The sequence below is a fragment of the Candidatus Avoscillospira sp. LCP25S3_F1 genome (genome assembly GCF_052117125.1).
Classification (GTDB): domain Bacteria; phylum Bacillota; class Clostridia; order Oscillospirales; family Oscillospiraceae; genus Avoscillospira_A.
The window spans coordinates 115,118-129,371 of the sequence record NZ_JBQKJT010000004.1 but is presented as its reverse complement, the minus strand read 5'-3'; the positions used below and the strand labels follow the sequence as shown (position 1 = coordinate 129,371).

The following is a 14,254-nucleotide window of genomic DNA, read 5'->3' as shown; positions in this document are numbered from 1 at the left end:
TTCGCGGGTTTTTGCGTCTTATTTCCAAGCTTTGCAGAGGGCGGCGGCGCCTTCTAGGAGCTGCCGGTCACTGAGATCGGCAAAGCCCAGCAGCACCTTGCCGTCATAGGGACAGGGACCCATAAAATAGGGGGAAATGGGGTAGACCCGGACACCATGGGTTAAGGCCAGTTGACATAGTTCGGATTCCGTGCGGCCGGTTATGGATTGCAGCGTCAGATGGTGGCCGGCGGCCTCACCGATGATCCGCATGGTGTGTTCCAGAGGGGCAAGGGCTTCGACCAGGGTTTTGCGCCGGGCCCGGTAATAGACCCGCATCCGGTTCAAATGGGTCTCAAAGTGGCCCCGTATGAGAAACTCCCGCAGGGCCAGCTGCTCCATGGTGGACACCTGACAGGCAAACCCGCTGTATTCCTGCCGGTAGAGGGCCAGCAGCTGGGGCGGCAGCACCAGATAGGCCAGACGCAGTGCCGGGGCCACGCTGCGGGAGAAGGTGCCCAAATAGATGACCCGGTCGTTGGGGTCGATGCTTTGCAGCGACGGCATGGGCCGGGCGTCGTAGCGGAACTCCGAGTCGTAGTCGTCCTCGAGAATGTAGCGGAAGCGGCCCTGTCCTGCCCAGTTCAAGAGCTTGGTCCGGCGTCCCATGGGCATGGATAAGCCCAAGGGATACTGGTGGGAGGGTGTGGTGTACAGCAGCACATTGTCCAGGGCTTCCAACGGCTCCACCATGACGCCCTGACGGTCGATTTCCGCCGGGAGAACCCCGTGGCCCGTCCGGGCAAACAGCCGGTATCCCCGGTTGTAGACGGGATTTTCCACGGCCATGGTACATTCGTTGGGGAGAATATAGCTGAGCATGCTCAACAGGGCGTCGGTACCAGCTCCCAGTACCACCTGTTCCACGGTGCAGCGGACGCCCCGTGCGGCGTAGAGATAGTCGGCCACGGCCTGCCGAAGCCCCGGTTCCCCCTGCGCTTCGGTCCGCCGGAGGGCGTCCGGCTCGTTGAGCGCGCTCCGGAGGAGCCGCTGCCACACAGAAAAGGGAAATTTTTCTTTTGCCACGCCGCCGGGGTGAAAATCAATGAGCGGGACCTGGACGCGGGGCGACGGGGCTGCTACCGTCCGGTGGGGCAGAGACAAATTCTGCAAGCTCTCGATGCCCAGCACATAGTAGCCGCTGCGGGGCCGGGACTCCACAAAGCCCTCCGATTGCAGTTGGCCGTAAGCGCCGTCAATGGTGTTGATACTGACTTGCAGCTCATTGGCCAGGGCGCGTTTGGAGGGCAGCCGCGTCCCGGCGGCCAGCTGGCCGCTCTGGATTTGTTCCCGCAGCTGGCGGTAGATGGACAGGTAGAGCGGACCGTCCTGATCGGACAAGAGAAGCATAACCGTTGTTCCTTTCTAAAACGCGGGTGCCGAAGTTCCTCGGCACCCGCGCTACGTCTGTATGATTATCAGCCGCCGAAGCCGCCACCCCGGTCTCCGCCGTTGAAACCGCCGCCGCCGAAGCCGCCGAAGTCTCCAAAACCGCCGCCTCGGTCACCGCCGTCAAACCCGCCGTTGCCGAAGCCGCCACCGAATCCCCCGCCGCCGCCAAAGGGCCAGTCGTCTCCATTGCGGCTGGGGTTACCATGGTGGTTAGGATGGCTGTGGCGTCCGGGCCGTCCATGGGGCGGACCGAAGGGACCGCCGAAGCGACCGGGAAAGAAAACGGTGGGTCCCCAGAAGATGGTGGGGCCGTTTCGGCGACGCCGCACCGTATCGTCAAACCCGCTGCCGGGTCCACCGCCGCCCCGTCTGCCACGGCCCAGGCTGGCTGCCGAAGCGATGGCAATGACCAGAATCAGCAGGGCCACAAAGCCGAAGGCCAGCAGAATCGGGAGGAAGCCGTCGTTCTCCTGGGCCGTCAAGGTGTCTTCGTACCAGGAATAGAGGTCCGGAAACAGCTCCGCCAGAATTTCATCGGCGTCCCCGGTGACGCTGCGGCCGTCAAAACAGGCTGTCACGGTGGTGGTTAGTTTCTGGTCCACATAGGGACCGATGTCGGCGCCGGGCTGTAGATACCAATGGCCCGAGGCGGCGTCCAGCAGCAGTACCATGTCCCGGCCGCTGAGATTGCCGCGGGCGGCCCAGTCTTTGGCCCGGGTCTGGAGGTCCGCGCCGCCGCTGTCCTCGGTGACCACGGCCACAATGCTGCCCCAGCCGTGGTCCAACGCGCCCAGATAGGTCGCCACGGTCCGCTCTGTATTGTCGCTGAGCAGATCGGCCTCGTCGGCAATCCAATCCAGATAGCTGCTGTAATGCTCCCGACCGTATTCCAGGGCCGTCTGGTCTGCTGCCGTCTCATTGGGCTTCCCAAAAAAGCCGTAGGCACAGCAGCCCAACACCACCGCCGCCGTCAGCAAACTCGCAAAAACGCGGTTGTTCAGTAGTTTCATCCGTATACCGTCCTAACTGTCAAAAAAGAGAGGGGACCTCAGCCGCGGACCTCCAGCAGCTTCTGCTTCAGCTCGCCTTCGATGCGGCGCAGTTCAGCTTCGGCCTCCCGGCGCTTCTGCGCCCCCTCGGTCTGAATTTGCAGGACCTCATCCAGGGTGGAAATGAGGCTCTGATTGGTGTGCTGCAACGTCTCGATGTCCACAACGCCCCGCTCAGAGGCCCGGGCCGTCTCCACGGTGGCTAGTTTCAGCTTGTCGGCATTCTTCCGCAGGAGTTCATTGGTCATGTCGGTAACCTGCCGCTGGGCTTCCATGGCCTGCTGGGTGTGGTGGGTGCCCAGGGCCAGCACCATCTGACTCTTCCACAGAGGAATGGTGTTGATGATGGTGGTCTGAATCTTCTCGGTCATGATGGTGTTGTTGTTCTGAATCATGCGAATCTGCGGGGCCATCTGAATGGAGATGACCCGGGTCAGCTCCAGATCGTGGAGCTTCTTCTCAAACCGCTGGCAGAGATTGGCGTAATCATTGGCCGCCTGGGCGTCCTCGGCGGCGCCGCTGGCCTGGGCCTTCTGTTGCAGCTGGGCCAAGGTGGTGGTCCGCTCCTGCTGGAGCTTCTCCTTGCCGGCCAGAATATACATGGTCAGCTGCTTGTAGTATTCCAGATTTTTCTGGTACATCTGATCCAGAATGGCCACATCCTTCATGAGGGTGATCTGGTGCTTTTCCAGTTGGCCGGTGATCTTGTCCACATTGACCGACGCCTTTTCATACTTTGCCTTCAGCGTCTCAATGCTGCGGCCCGCCTTGCGGAAAAAGCCGAAAATTCCCTTCTTTTCTTCTTCCTCCTCGGCGTCAAAGCCCCGGAGCTCCACCATCAGGGAGCTGATCATATCGCCCACTTCGCCCAGGTCCTTGGTCCGGACCGAGGACAGGGCGCTCTCGGAAAAATCGGTGACATTTTTCTGCGCCGCCACACCGTATTGCAGAATCTGGGCGGAGTTGGTCAGGTCGATCTGCTGGGCGAAGGTATGGACGGCCTCCTGCTCGGCGGCGCTGAGCTTTTGCAATTCGTCGTCCGCCTGGGGTGCGGGCTCTGGCTTGGCGGGCTCCTGGGGCTCCAGGGTCAGCTCGGGGGTCAGGGTCAACTGGGGAATTTTCTCATCCATACTGCATTACTCCTTCGTTGTAAAATCCTTGGTATCCCGCAGGCCCTGGGCCTGCAACATCTGTTCCATAACAGTGATTTCCGCGTTGATATCCACCACATCCTGGGCAAAAAGACTGTCCAGCTGCCGCGTAAAGGCCTCGCGGATGGTGTAGAGCATGCCGGCAATGCGGCCCATGGCCTCCCGGACGTCTCCACTGTCCAGCCCCTGGCTCTGGAGTGCAACATAGCGTTCCAACAGTTCAATGGTGGTGGGCAAATAGTAGTTGAGAAACTGGCGGCAGCGCGGAAGGTACTGCTTGTCCGTTTCCAGACGGGCGAAAATTTTACGGGTCAGGTCTTCCAGAGCCGACAGGTTTTTGGAGATGTCCTCGTCGGGAATCTGCTCGTTGAGACGGCGGATGGAAGCGATGGACGCCCGGCCCTGCCGAAGGACCTCATCCAGCGCCGGATCGCCGGTGTTCGGCTCCGGTTCCGGCACCTCCACCTGGACGGTGGTACCGGGGAAGAAGGTCCGCATAAGGAAGTACCCGCCTACGGAGAGAACGGCACAGAGGACCACGTCCAACAGGCGGTGGAGCCCCGTGGCCAGGGTATAGACCAGCCAGACGGCGGCAATGGTATAGATGGGAACCACCGACGGCTTGCGGACAGATTGCATCATAGGCACACCAACTTTACTACAGGAATGCGGTTTCCCGGCAAAATGCTATAGGTTCATCTTACCCATTCCAGGCCCCGGTGTCAACTGTATCTGTCGTTGACAGGGGAGAATGGGCAGGATATAATGAACACAACCCCATGGGGCCGTCCGATGGACGGCCCCTATCTGAAGCGGCCGGCAGGGCCTGCGCGGGAGTCGAGAGCCTACCTGCCATGGTGGCCGCATACTCAAGTTTATGATGGAACTCCCGCCATTGTGACACCATTCGATGTTTTTCTGGAGGTTCCATCTATGCAGTGTAAAGTCGCACCGTCCATTTTGTCGGCCAACTTCAACCGCCTGGGCCAAGACATCGCCCGCTGCCGGGAAACCGGCGCCGACTATCTCCACTTTGACGTCATGGACGGCATCTTTGTCCCCAATATTTCTTTCGGCCTGCCGGTGCTGGAGTCGGTCCGCAAGGAGACCGACATGGTGCTGGACGTCCATCTGATGATCGACCGGCCGGTTCGCTATGTGGAGCGGTTCTGTCAGGCCGGCGCCGACATCGTCACGGTCCATGTGGAGGCCGACACGGAGGAGAATACCCGCAAGGCTCTGGAGCAGATTCGCGGCTGCGGCAAGCGGGCCGCCGTCAGCGTCAAGCCCAAAACACCCGCCGAGGCCGTGCTGCCCTTCCTGAAGCTGTGCTCCATGGTGCTGGTCATGACCGTGGAACCGGGCTTCGGCGGTCAGTCCTTCATGGCCGACATGATGCCCAAGGTCACGGCCATTCGCCGCTATATCACCGAGGCGGGCCTGGAGTGCGAGGTGGAAGTGGACGGCGGCGTGGCCCTGGACACGGCCAAACTCTGCGCCGACGCCGGCGCCAATGTGCTGGTGGCCGGCAGCGCCTTCTTCAAGGCCGCCGAACCGGCTGCCTTTGTGGAAGCTCTCCACGGCCTGGCGGTGCGCACATGAAGGCCATGCACTACCGGGGCCTCAAACAGGCGGCGCGGCGCTGTCTCCGGGACAGCCACACCCCCTACCGCCGTTTGACGCTGTTGTTCCTTCTGTGCTTCCTGGGTCTGTCGCTGCTCTGCGATCTGGTGTCGTTCTATCTGGAACGCCGTCTGGAACAGGAGACGGGCTTCGGCACCATCGCGCTGCAAAATCAGGCGGATTTGTTCAATGTCCTGTCCATGGTGGGGCTCAGCGTTGTGGGCGGACTTTGGAACGCGGGCTACAGTTGGTTTGCGCTGCGCATCAGCCGGGGACACCCGGCATCATTCCGAGATTTCTTCCAGGGGTTCCGGTTGGTGACCAGAGTCCTGGCGGTGATTGTGCTCCAATCCATGCTCATTGCCGCCTGGTCCATGCTGTTTTTGCTGCCGGGTCTGGTGGCCATGTACCGCTATCGGATGGCCGTCTTTGCTGTGCTGGATGATCCGGAATTGGGACCGCTGCAAGCGCTGTCCTATTCCTCCCGGCTGACCTACGGACACAAACTGGAACTGTTGATGCTGGACCTGCGGTTTTTCTGGTACCATGGTACGCTGTTCCTGGTGCAGATGGTGGTCATGGCCTATAATTATGGTTTCCTGCCGGTGGGCGCTTATACAGTCCGGGGCTACTGGACGGTATATGGTCTCTATCAGGGTATCACACTGGTGTTGCAGACCTTGGCCATGGCGTATGTGAACGCCACACAGGCCCACGCTTTCAACTGGCTCCAGACCCTGGACCGAGATCGTCTGGAGGACCTGCGCCGCAGCTACGGCGGCGGATATCCCATGTGAATGCTGCAAGGAGAGGCTGCTGCGGCACCATTTCCTGAAAAACCGGGAACGCCCCGCTGTTTTCTGACAAAGAAAACAGCGGGGCGTTCCCAATTTGACAGAGTATATAGCCGGGGCAGCTGACGCTGCCCCGGCTTGCGCTGCATACTAAATATCAGTGGGTCAGGAAGAAGGTCAGGGCGAAGAGAATGCCGATGACCCAGGTGGCCGCCTTGATCTCCCGGGCTTTGCCGGTGAACAGGGCAATGATGGTCCAGGAGATAATACCAAAGGCGATGCCGAAGGAAATGCTGTAGGTAAACGACATCATGGCGATGGTCAGGAAGGCGGGAACAGCGATTTCCGGCGTGGTCCACTCAATGTCGCGGACGCAGTTCATCATCAGCACGCCCACATAGATCAGCGCCGCCGCAGTGGCGTAGGTGGGAATCAGCTGGGCCAGAGGCGCCAGGAACATGGCGATGAAGAAGAACAGGGCCGTGAACATGGAGGCCAGACCGGTGCGGCCGCCCTCGCCGATGCCGGCGGAAGACTCCACAAAGGTGGTGACGGTGGAGGTGCCGCAGATGGCGCCGCAGGTGGTTGCCACGGCGTCGGCCAGCATGGCTTTGTCCATGTTGGGAACGTCGCCCTCCTTGGTCAGCATGTTGCCGCGGGCGCAGGCGCCGTAGAGGGTGCCCAGGGTGTCGAACATATCCACCATGCAGAAGGCCAGGGCCGTGGTGAGGAACATGACGATGAAACCGCCGGTGCCGTTGGCAGCGATGTAGGCGGAGAAGTCAAAGCCCTCGGTGAAGACCTTGAACAGGGACAGCTCGGCAAACTCTTGGAAAGCGGTGAAGGGGTTGAAGCTCATGCCGGAAAAGAAGCCGTCATAGAAGCCGGGAACAGTGAAGCCCAGGACATAGTAGGCCACAGCGCCGCCCAGGATGCCCCACAGGACCGCGCCCTTGACGCCGCGCTTGGTGAGGATGGCAATGGCCAGGACGGCAAAGATGGTGACCAGCATGGGCATGATGGTGCCCCAGGTGGCGGTGCCGGAGTACAGGTTGAAGGAGGCCAGGCCCACCAGAGTGGAACTGTCCACGACGATACCGGCGTTCTGGAGGCCCAGGAATGCAATGAACAGGCCGATACCGGCGGGGATGGCCATACGGACAGCCGAGGGGATGGCGTCAAAAATCTTCTTGCGCAGGCCGGTGATGGTCAGCAGGATGAAGATGATGCCGTCGGCCAGGACCAGGACCAGCGCGTTGGCATAGCTGAGGCCCAGATTGAAACAGACCGTGTAGACGAAATAGGCGTTGAGGCCCATGCCGGAGGCCTGGGCCAGGGGCAGGTTGGACAGCAGACCGATGAGCACCGTGCCGATGACGGCGGAGATGGCCGTAGCAATGTACACGGCGTTGTAGGTGACTTGGCCTTCCAGCTCGGCAAACATGCCGGCATTGACCATGAGAATATAGGCCATGGCCATAAAGGTGGTGAAGCCGGCGACAAGCTCGGTGCGGACTGTGGTGCCGTGCTCCTTCAGTTTAAAGAATTGCTCCATTGCATTACCCTCCGTTTCCGGGACCCACAGTGAAAAAAGGACCAAACGCCTGCTGTACACCTGTTCTGCTACAGATTCCTCCGACGTCTGATCCATCCCTGCGGGCCACATGTTAAGATTCTATGAACAGTATAATCGACTGGTCACGAAAATACAATAGATTGGGCATTGTTTTTTTGCTCAAAAAACGGATGCAAAATTAGTCAGAATGGCAAACAAATTTTGCGGTATGACCGGTGAATTGACAAGAACTACCGGGCGGTTTATAATGAATTGTACAAAAAACGCCCTGTGACACCGTGGTGTGTAAAGGAGAAGAACTACTATGTATCATACAATGACCATTGCCGGTGTGAAGCGGGACCTGCCCCTGTGTCCCGTCACGGACGAGTTGCAGATCGCGGCCTTTGTGATTTTCGGAGACGTGGAGCTGACCTGTGCCAGCGCCAAGGCGCTGCTGGAGAAGGCACCGGAATTTGATTATATGATCACCGCCGAGGCCAAGGGAATCCCGCTCATTCATGAGATGGCCCGCCAGAGCGGCCGCAACACCTATATTCTGGCCCGCAAGGGGCCAAAACTCTACATGCGCGACGTGCTGGATGTGGCGGTCCGTTCCATCACCACCGCCAAGGAGCAGCACCTCTATCTGGACGGCGAGGACGCCGCCAAAATGCGGGGCAAGCGCATTCTCATTGTGGACGACGTGATCTCCACCGGCGAGTCCCTGCTGGCCATTGAGCGGCTGGTGGAGGCGGCCGGCGGCATTGTGGCGGGCCGCATGGCCATTCTGGCGGAGGGCGAGGCCCAAAAACGGGATGACATCCTCTATCTGGAGAAGCTGCCGGTCTTTGACAGCCAGGGAAATATTCTCTAAAAAAACATCCCCCTAGGGGGCTTGCGGCGGCGGTTGCGGTCTGGTACTATCGTGTCAGACTTAACCGGAGGTATTACCGTATGGATCTTGCCGTCAGAAACCGAGCCTACTGGACCGAGCGCGCCCCCTCCTATACGGCGGACGTAAAAACGAATATCGCCCACGGCGGCCGCGAAATGTGGCGCAATGCCCTTTTACATCACCTGCCCGAGGGAGACTGCCTGCGCATTCTCGACATCGGTACCGGACCCGGCTTCTTTGCCATTCTGCTGACGGAGATGGGCCACCAGGTCACCGCCGCCGACTATACTCCCGCCATGCTGGAGGAGGCCCGGCGCAACGCCGGGGCATTAGCTGAACAAATCGAGTTCCGCCAGATGGACGCCCAAGCCCTGGAGTTCCCCGACAACACCTTTGACGTGGTGGTGAGCCGCAACCTGACCTGGAATCTGCCGGACCCGGAGCGGGCCTACCGCGAGTGGTTCCGGGTGCTGAAGCCCGGCGGACGGATGATCAACTTCGACGCCGACTGGTACGGCTACCTCTTTGACGAGAAAAAGCGGGTGGCCGTGGCCCAGGACCGGGATAATGTCCGCCAGGAGGGCTGCACCGATTACAACGCCTACGAGAAAGCCGACGAAATGGAGCAGATCTCTCTTTTGCTGCCCATGGGCCGCGTCAACCGCCCCGACTGGGACATTCAGACGCTGCTGCGCTGCGGCTACCATCGCATCTACACCGACACGGAGGTCTGGAAGCTAACCTGGGACAATGAGGAAAAGGTCAACTTCGCAGCCACCCCCGGCTTTATGATCTGTGCTGACAAGTAACGAATGGACCCGGCGGTGCTGTCCTGGACAGCACCGCCGTTTTTCTGACCATCCCCCCAAGGGGGATGGTGTGATGGGAAAGGAGGCTGAGCCGTGAACCGTTCCGCCGGTTCCTATATCATACGGCGGCTGTTGCAGCTGATTCCGCTGCTGCTGGGTGTGACGCTGCTGACCTTCGCCATGCTGCGCTTCGCCGCCGGTGACGCCGTGGAACTGCTCTATGAAAATCTGGGTACCAGCGTTTCCCAGGCGGTTCTGGACGCCAAGCGGGCGGAACTGGGGCTGGATCAACCCTTTTTCGTGCAGTACGGCCGCTGGCTGTGGGACCTGCTCCACGGCGATTTGGGTACTTCCTACGTCTCCGGTGTGCCGGTGCTGCCCACGCTTCTGTCCAAGGTCCCGGCTACCCTGCTGCTGACGGGGGCTTCCCTGGGGCTGACCATTCTGATTTCCGTGCCTCTGGGCATCGTCTCGGCGGTGTTCCATGGCCGGTGGGTTGACTACCTCATCCGGGCCGTCAGCTTTGTGGGAAATTCTCTGCCCAACTTCTTTGCGGCCCTGCTGCTGCTGCTGATTTTTGCCGTTAAGCTCCGGTGGCTGCCGGTGATTGATTTGGGCGGCGGAGGCAGTCTGGTGCTGCCGTCGGTGACTCTGGCCCTGGCTATGTCATCCCGCTACACCCGGCAGATTCGGGCCGCCGTGTTGGAGGAATTGGAACAGGACTATGTGACCGGAGCCCTGGCCCGGGGCGTGGGACGGAAAACCGTCCTGTTTTCCAATGTGCTGCGGGCGGCCATGGGTACCATAGTTACCCTGCTGGCCATGTCGGCGGGCAGTCTTCTGGGCGGTACCGCCATTGTGGAATCCATTTTTCTATGGGACGGCGTGGGCAAACTGGCCGTGGATTCCATTGCCCTGCGGGATGCGCCGGTGGTTCTGGCCTACGTCCTGTGGACGGCGGTCCTCTATGTGCTGCTGAATCTGGCGGCGGACCTGCTGTGCTGCCGCCTAGACCCCCGGGTGCGGCTGGGAGAGGAGGGACGGCCATGAGTACCAAACTGCGGGTTCGGTTCTGCGCCGCTCTGGCGTTGGCCGTGGTGCTGCTGGCCTTGCTGTCGCCGTGGCTGACGCCCTATGATCCCAATGCCCAGGACATGGCGGCGGCGTTGCAGCCGCCGTCGGCGGAGCACTGGCTGGGCACCGATTCCCATGGCCGGGATGTCCTGTCCCGTGTCATCGCCGGCGCACGGACCAGCGTCTTCTCGGCGCTGATTCTGGTGGCTGTGTCCGCTGTGTCCGGCAGCGTCGTCGGCATTGCCTGCGGCTGGTTCGGTGGATGGCTGGACACGGTGCTGCTGCGGCTGGGAGACCTGTTTCTGGCCTTTCCCGGCATGGTGCTGGCGCTGGCCGTGGCGGGACTGCTGGGCGGCGGCATGGGCAACGCCATTCTGGCCATTGCGCTGGTGTCCTGGCCCAAATATGCCCGGCTGGCGCGCAGCCAGACCTTGACGGTCCGGGGCGCACCCTATCTGACCGCCGCCCGCATGGCGGGCAACGGCCCAGTCCGGCTCATGGCCCGCCACATCCTGCCCAATATCGCGGGTCCCTTGCTGGTGACGGCGTCTCTGGACATCGGCACCATGCTGATGGAGCTGGCGGGCCTGTCCTTCCTGAACCTGGGAGCCCAGCCGCCCACGGCGGAGTGGGGCTCCATGATGAGCAAGGGCCGCAGTCTGATTCAGACGGCCCCCTGGACCATTCTGGGCCCCGGCGTTGCCATTTTCCTCACCGTACTCATTTTTAATCTGCTGGGCGACAGCCTGCGGGACCACCTGGACCCCCGCCGCAGAGCCCGGAAAAAGGAGCAAACCACATGAAGTGTTCTAAAGCGATTCCGGCGGCCCTGCTGCTGGCCCTGACCCTCACCGCCTGCGGCTCTACCGCCGGAACCACAGAGCAGACAGTGGGGGAGACGGTTTTCCGCTATGGTACCGTGGCCTATGGCCCGGAAATGGCCAACGCGGGATTGAACCCCCACGAAGCCTACTCCGGCTGGTCGGCGGTCCGCTACGGCGTCGGAGAGACGCTGTTCCGTCTCAGCGAGACCATGGAGCTGGAGCCGTGGCTGGCGGAAAGCTGGGAGTGGGTGGATGACACCACCTTATCCATCACCCTGCGCGACGACGTCACCTTTTCCAGTGGCCGGACTATGGACGGTCAGGCTGTCAAGGAGTGCCTGGACCATCTGGTTGCCGTCCATGACCGGGCTCCCGGCGATTTGAACATTGCCGCCATCGAAGCCGACGGCCAGACCGTAACCATCACCTGCAACGCCCCCAACCCGGCGCTGCCCAACTACCTCAGCGACCCCTATGGGGCCATCATTGATATGGATTACGGCACCGATGGTGTGGACGAGACCCGGAATGTGGCCGGTACCGGCCCCTTTGTGGCCTATGAGGTGGCTGATGACCACATCTATCTCAACAAAAACGAAACGTACTGGGGCGGCGTGCCCCAGGTGGACCGGGTGGAGGTCCGCTCCATCACCGACGGCGACACGCTGACCATGGCGCTGCAGGCTGGACAGCTGGATGCGGTCCAGGGCTTGCCCTATGCCAGTCTGGAACTTTTTGCGGACGAGAGCCAGTATACCATTTCCTCCGCTGACACCTCCCGTGTGTTTTTCGGGGCCTATAACTATGAGACGCCTGCCTTGCAGGATATCCAGGTGCGGCAGGCCATCGCCATGGCGATTGACAGGGACAGCTTTACAGAGGTGCTGCTCCACGGCAACGGCACCCCCGCCGTGGGTCCCTTCTCCTTTGATACCGACGGTGTAACTGCGTCGGCCTATGACCCGGAGGCTGCCCGGTCCCTGCTGGCCGAAGCCGGTTGGACCGACAGCGATGGTGACGGGTATGTGGACAAGGACGGCCAGACGTTGACCATCCGCTGGCTGACGTATCCGGGGCGGCAGGAATTGCCGCTGCTGGCCGAAGCGGCCCAGGCCACTTTGCAGGAGGTGGGCATTCAGGTGGAGATCAACTCCACGGCCAACCATTTGGGGGTTCTGGAGTCCGGCGATTGGGATGTGTATGTCAGCGCCTTTGTGGCGGCTCCCACCGGCGACCCAGCCTACTTTTTCACCACCCACTGTCTTGACAGCTCCGCCAAGAACCGGGGCGGGTACCACAGTGATGAACTGGAAGCCCAGGCGGCGCAGCTGGCCGGGACCTTTGACCCGGCGGAGCGGGCAGCCCTGGGTACGGCAATGAGCCAGACCATTTTGGACGACTGCGGCTACTTTTTCGCGTCGTATCTGCGGATGAATTTTGTTATGAACAACCGGGTGATGGGCTTTACGGCCCATCCCTCGGATTACTATGAGATTACAGCCCAGCTGAGCGTGGGCGAATAGGAGGGGGTTCCATGGCCCTGCTGGAGGTCCGACAACTCCATATCGCCTATGACCGCCGCCCGGTGGTGGAGGATGTGTCCTTTACCGTGGAGCCGGGGGAAATTCTGGGGGTGGCCGGAGAGTCCGGCAGCGGCAAAAGCACCATTCTGCGGGCGGTGCTGGGGCTGCTGCCCCACGGCGGGGCTGTTATCGGGGGAACCATGGCCTTTGACGGTACGGTGCTGACCACCGAACGCCAGTGGAGGGCCTTACGGGGCCACCGTATGGGGATGGTCTTCCAGAACAGCGGGGCCTCCCTCTGTCCGGTCCGCACCGTGGAGGCCCTGGTCCGGCAGGTCTTGGGCCGGGGTGTCTCCCGCCGGGAGGCGGAACGGCTGGCCCTGCCCCTGATGGAACAGCTGGGTCTGCCGGAGGGTGTCCGCGTTCTGCGGAGCTACCCCATGGAGCTGTCCGGGGGTATGTGCCAGCGGGTGGGCCTGCTGCTGGCGATGCTGCTGGAGCCGGAGCTGCTCCTGTGCGACGAACCCACCTCGGCATTGGATGTGCTGGTCCAGCGGGAGGTCATGGAGACCTTGGGACATCTGCGCCGGGACCGGGGCACGGCCATGGTTCTGGTGACCCATAATCTGGCCCTGCTGGAATCGGTGGCTGACCGGGTATTGATTTTGAAGAATGGCCGGACCGTGGAGCAGGGGAGCGCCGCCCAGGTGCTCACCACACCCCAAACCGAGTACACCCGGCGGCTGCTGGCCGCCGTGCCGCGATTGAGGAGGAACTTATGACGCCGCTGCTGGAAGCCCAAGACGTGTGCCGGACCTTTCGCCGGGGACGGCAGATGGTGACGGCCCTGGATCATGTGTCCCTGACGTTGTCCCCCGGCGAAGCGTTGGGGGTGGTGGGCCAGTCGGGCAGCGGCAAAACGACGCTGCTGCGTGCATTGGTCGGACTGCTGCCCGTTTCGTTGGGACAGGTGTTATTGGAGGGCAAGCCCTTGGAGACCATGCCGCGCCGTGCCGTCTGGCAGACCATGCAGATGGTCTTTCAGATGCCCCAGGATTCTTTCGACCCCCGCCAGACATTGGGCGGGGCCATCGGAGAGGCTTTGGTCAATTACGGCGTGCCCCGGAACCGGGCAGCAGAGGAGACGGCATCTCTGTTGGAGCGCTGCGGCTTGCCGCCGGAGCTGGCGAGCCGTTATCCCCATGAGGTCAGCGGCGGCCAGTGCCAACGGGCCGCCATTGCCCGTGCGCTGGCCCCACAGCCCCGGCTGCTGCTGTGCGATGAGGCCACAGCGTCTCTGGATGTGACGGTACAGGCCCAGATTATGGAGCTGCTGAACGAACTGCGGCAGCAGGGCATGGCCTTTGTCTTTGTGAGCCATGACCTGTCCCTGGTGCAGCAGTTTTGTAACCGCGTTCTGGTGCTGCGGGGCGGCGTGGTGGAGGAATTGGGCGATACCGACCAGGTATTGCTCCAACCCCGGTCCCCCTATACCCAACGGCTGGTGGAAGCGTCGTTTTAAG

14 protein-coding genes are annotated in these 14,254 nt (G+C 61.5%); 9 read left to right on the top strand and 5 right to left on the bottom strand.

Features of this window, described 5'->3' with window-relative positions; translation table 11 throughout:
- Positions 1–18 precede the first annotated feature (18 nt).
- From pdxR to ACTQ33_RS04825, 4 genes are all read right to left on the bottom strand, one after another.
- Complete coding sequence (pdxR, locus tag ACTQ33_RS04840; protein ID WP_441462577.1) at positions 19–1,389, bottom strand: MocR-like pyridoxine biosynthesis transcription factor PdxR; 1,371 nt, start codon at positions 1,387–1,389, stop codon at positions 19–21.
- 68 nt (positions 1,390–1,457) lie between these two features.
- The gene (locus ACTQ33_RS04835) at positions 1,458–2,441 is read right to left on the bottom strand and encodes a TPM domain-containing protein (RefSeq protein ID WP_441462576.1); all 984 of its coding nucleotides are present in this window, start codon (positions 2,439–2,441) and stop codon (positions 1,458–1,460) included.
- 38 nt (positions 2,442–2,479) lie between these two features.
- Positions 2,480–3,610 carry a toxic anion resistance protein gene (locus ACTQ33_RS04830; protein ID WP_441462574.1) on the bottom strand — a complete coding sequence of 377 codons (1,131 nt, stop codon included), beginning with the start codon at positions 3,608–3,610 and terminating at the stop codon, positions 2,480–2,482.
- A gap of 6 nt (positions 3,611–3,616) precedes the next feature.
- Entirely contained in the window at positions 3,617–4,273 is a 657-nt protein-coding gene (locus ACTQ33_RS04825; RefSeq protein ID WP_441462572.1) for a 5-bromo-4-chloroindolyl phosphate hydrolysis family protein, read from the bottom strand.
- Positions 4,274–4,564: 291 nt separating this feature from the next.
- On the opposite strand from ACTQ33_RS04825, the gene rpe reads away from it, so the two are divergent.
- Positions 4,565–5,233: a ribulose-phosphate 3-epimerase gene (rpe, locus tag ACTQ33_RS04820; RefSeq protein ID WP_441462570.1), complete on the top strand. Its 669-nt coding sequence runs from the start codon at positions 4,565–4,567 to the stop codon at positions 5,231–5,233.
- Positions 5,230–6,051, top strand: coding sequence for a hypothetical protein (locus ACTQ33_RS04815; protein WP_441462568.1), 822 nt, complete (start codon positions 5,230–5,232; stop codon positions 6,049–6,051). Before rpe ends, ACTQ33_RS04815 begins: the two co-directional genes overlap by 4 nt.
- Before the next feature lie 154 nt (positions 6,052–6,205).
- On the opposite strand, the gene ACTQ33_RS04810 is transcribed toward ACTQ33_RS04815, so the two are convergent.
- The gene (locus tag ACTQ33_RS04810; RefSeq protein WP_441462566.1) at positions 6,206–7,603 is read right to left on the bottom strand and encodes an NCS2 family permease; all 1,398 of its coding nucleotides are present in this window, start codon (positions 7,601–7,603) and stop codon (positions 6,206–6,208) included.
- A 325-nt stretch (positions 7,604–7,928) separates the two neighbouring features.
- Between ACTQ33_RS04810 and ACTQ33_RS04805 the strand changes: the two genes are divergently transcribed.
- The 7 genes from ACTQ33_RS04805 to ACTQ33_RS04775 all read left to right on the top strand — a co-directional run bounded on the left by ACTQ33_RS04805 (position 7,929) and on the right by ACTQ33_RS04775 (position 14,253).
- Complete coding sequence (locus ACTQ33_RS04805) at positions 7,929–8,480, top strand: phosphoribosyltransferase family protein (RefSeq protein WP_441462564.1); 552 nt, start codon at positions 7,929–7,931, stop codon at positions 8,478–8,480.
- Positions 8,481–8,560: 80 nt separating this feature from the next.
- A complete protein-coding gene (locus ACTQ33_RS04800) occupies positions 8,561–9,310 on the top strand; it encodes a class I SAM-dependent methyltransferase (protein WP_441462562.1) in 750 nt (249 codons plus the stop codon).
- Positions 9,311–9,403: 93 nt separating this feature from the next.
- The gene (locus ACTQ33_RS04795) at positions 9,404–10,360 is read left to right on the top strand and encodes an ABC transporter permease (protein ID WP_441462560.1); all 957 of its coding nucleotides are present in this window, start codon (positions 9,404–9,406) and stop codon (positions 10,358–10,360) included.
- Positions 10,357–11,187: a nickel transporter permease gene (gene nikC, locus ACTQ33_RS04790; protein ID WP_441462558.1), complete on the top strand. Its 831-nt coding sequence runs from the start codon at positions 10,357–10,359 to the stop codon at positions 11,185–11,187. The genes ACTQ33_RS04795 and nikC overlap by 4 nt, the downstream gene beginning before the upstream one ends.
- On the top strand, positions 11,184–12,731 hold the full coding sequence (locus tag ACTQ33_RS04785) for an ABC transporter substrate-binding protein (protein WP_441462556.1): 1,548 nt from the start codon (positions 11,184–11,186) through the stop codon (positions 12,729–12,731). The genes nikC and ACTQ33_RS04785 overlap by 4 nt, the downstream gene beginning before the upstream one ends.
- An 11-nt stretch (positions 12,732–12,742) precedes the next feature.
- Entirely contained in the window at positions 12,743–13,513 is a 771-nt protein-coding gene (locus ACTQ33_RS04780; RefSeq protein ID WP_441462554.1) for an ABC transporter ATP-binding protein, read from the top strand.
- A complete protein-coding gene (locus ACTQ33_RS04775) occupies positions 13,510–14,253 on the top strand; it encodes an ABC transporter ATP-binding protein (protein ID WP_441462552.1) in 744 nt (247 codons plus the stop codon). The genes ACTQ33_RS04780 and ACTQ33_RS04775 overlap by 4 nt, the downstream gene beginning before the upstream one ends.
- Position 14,254: the final 1 nt, after the last annotated feature.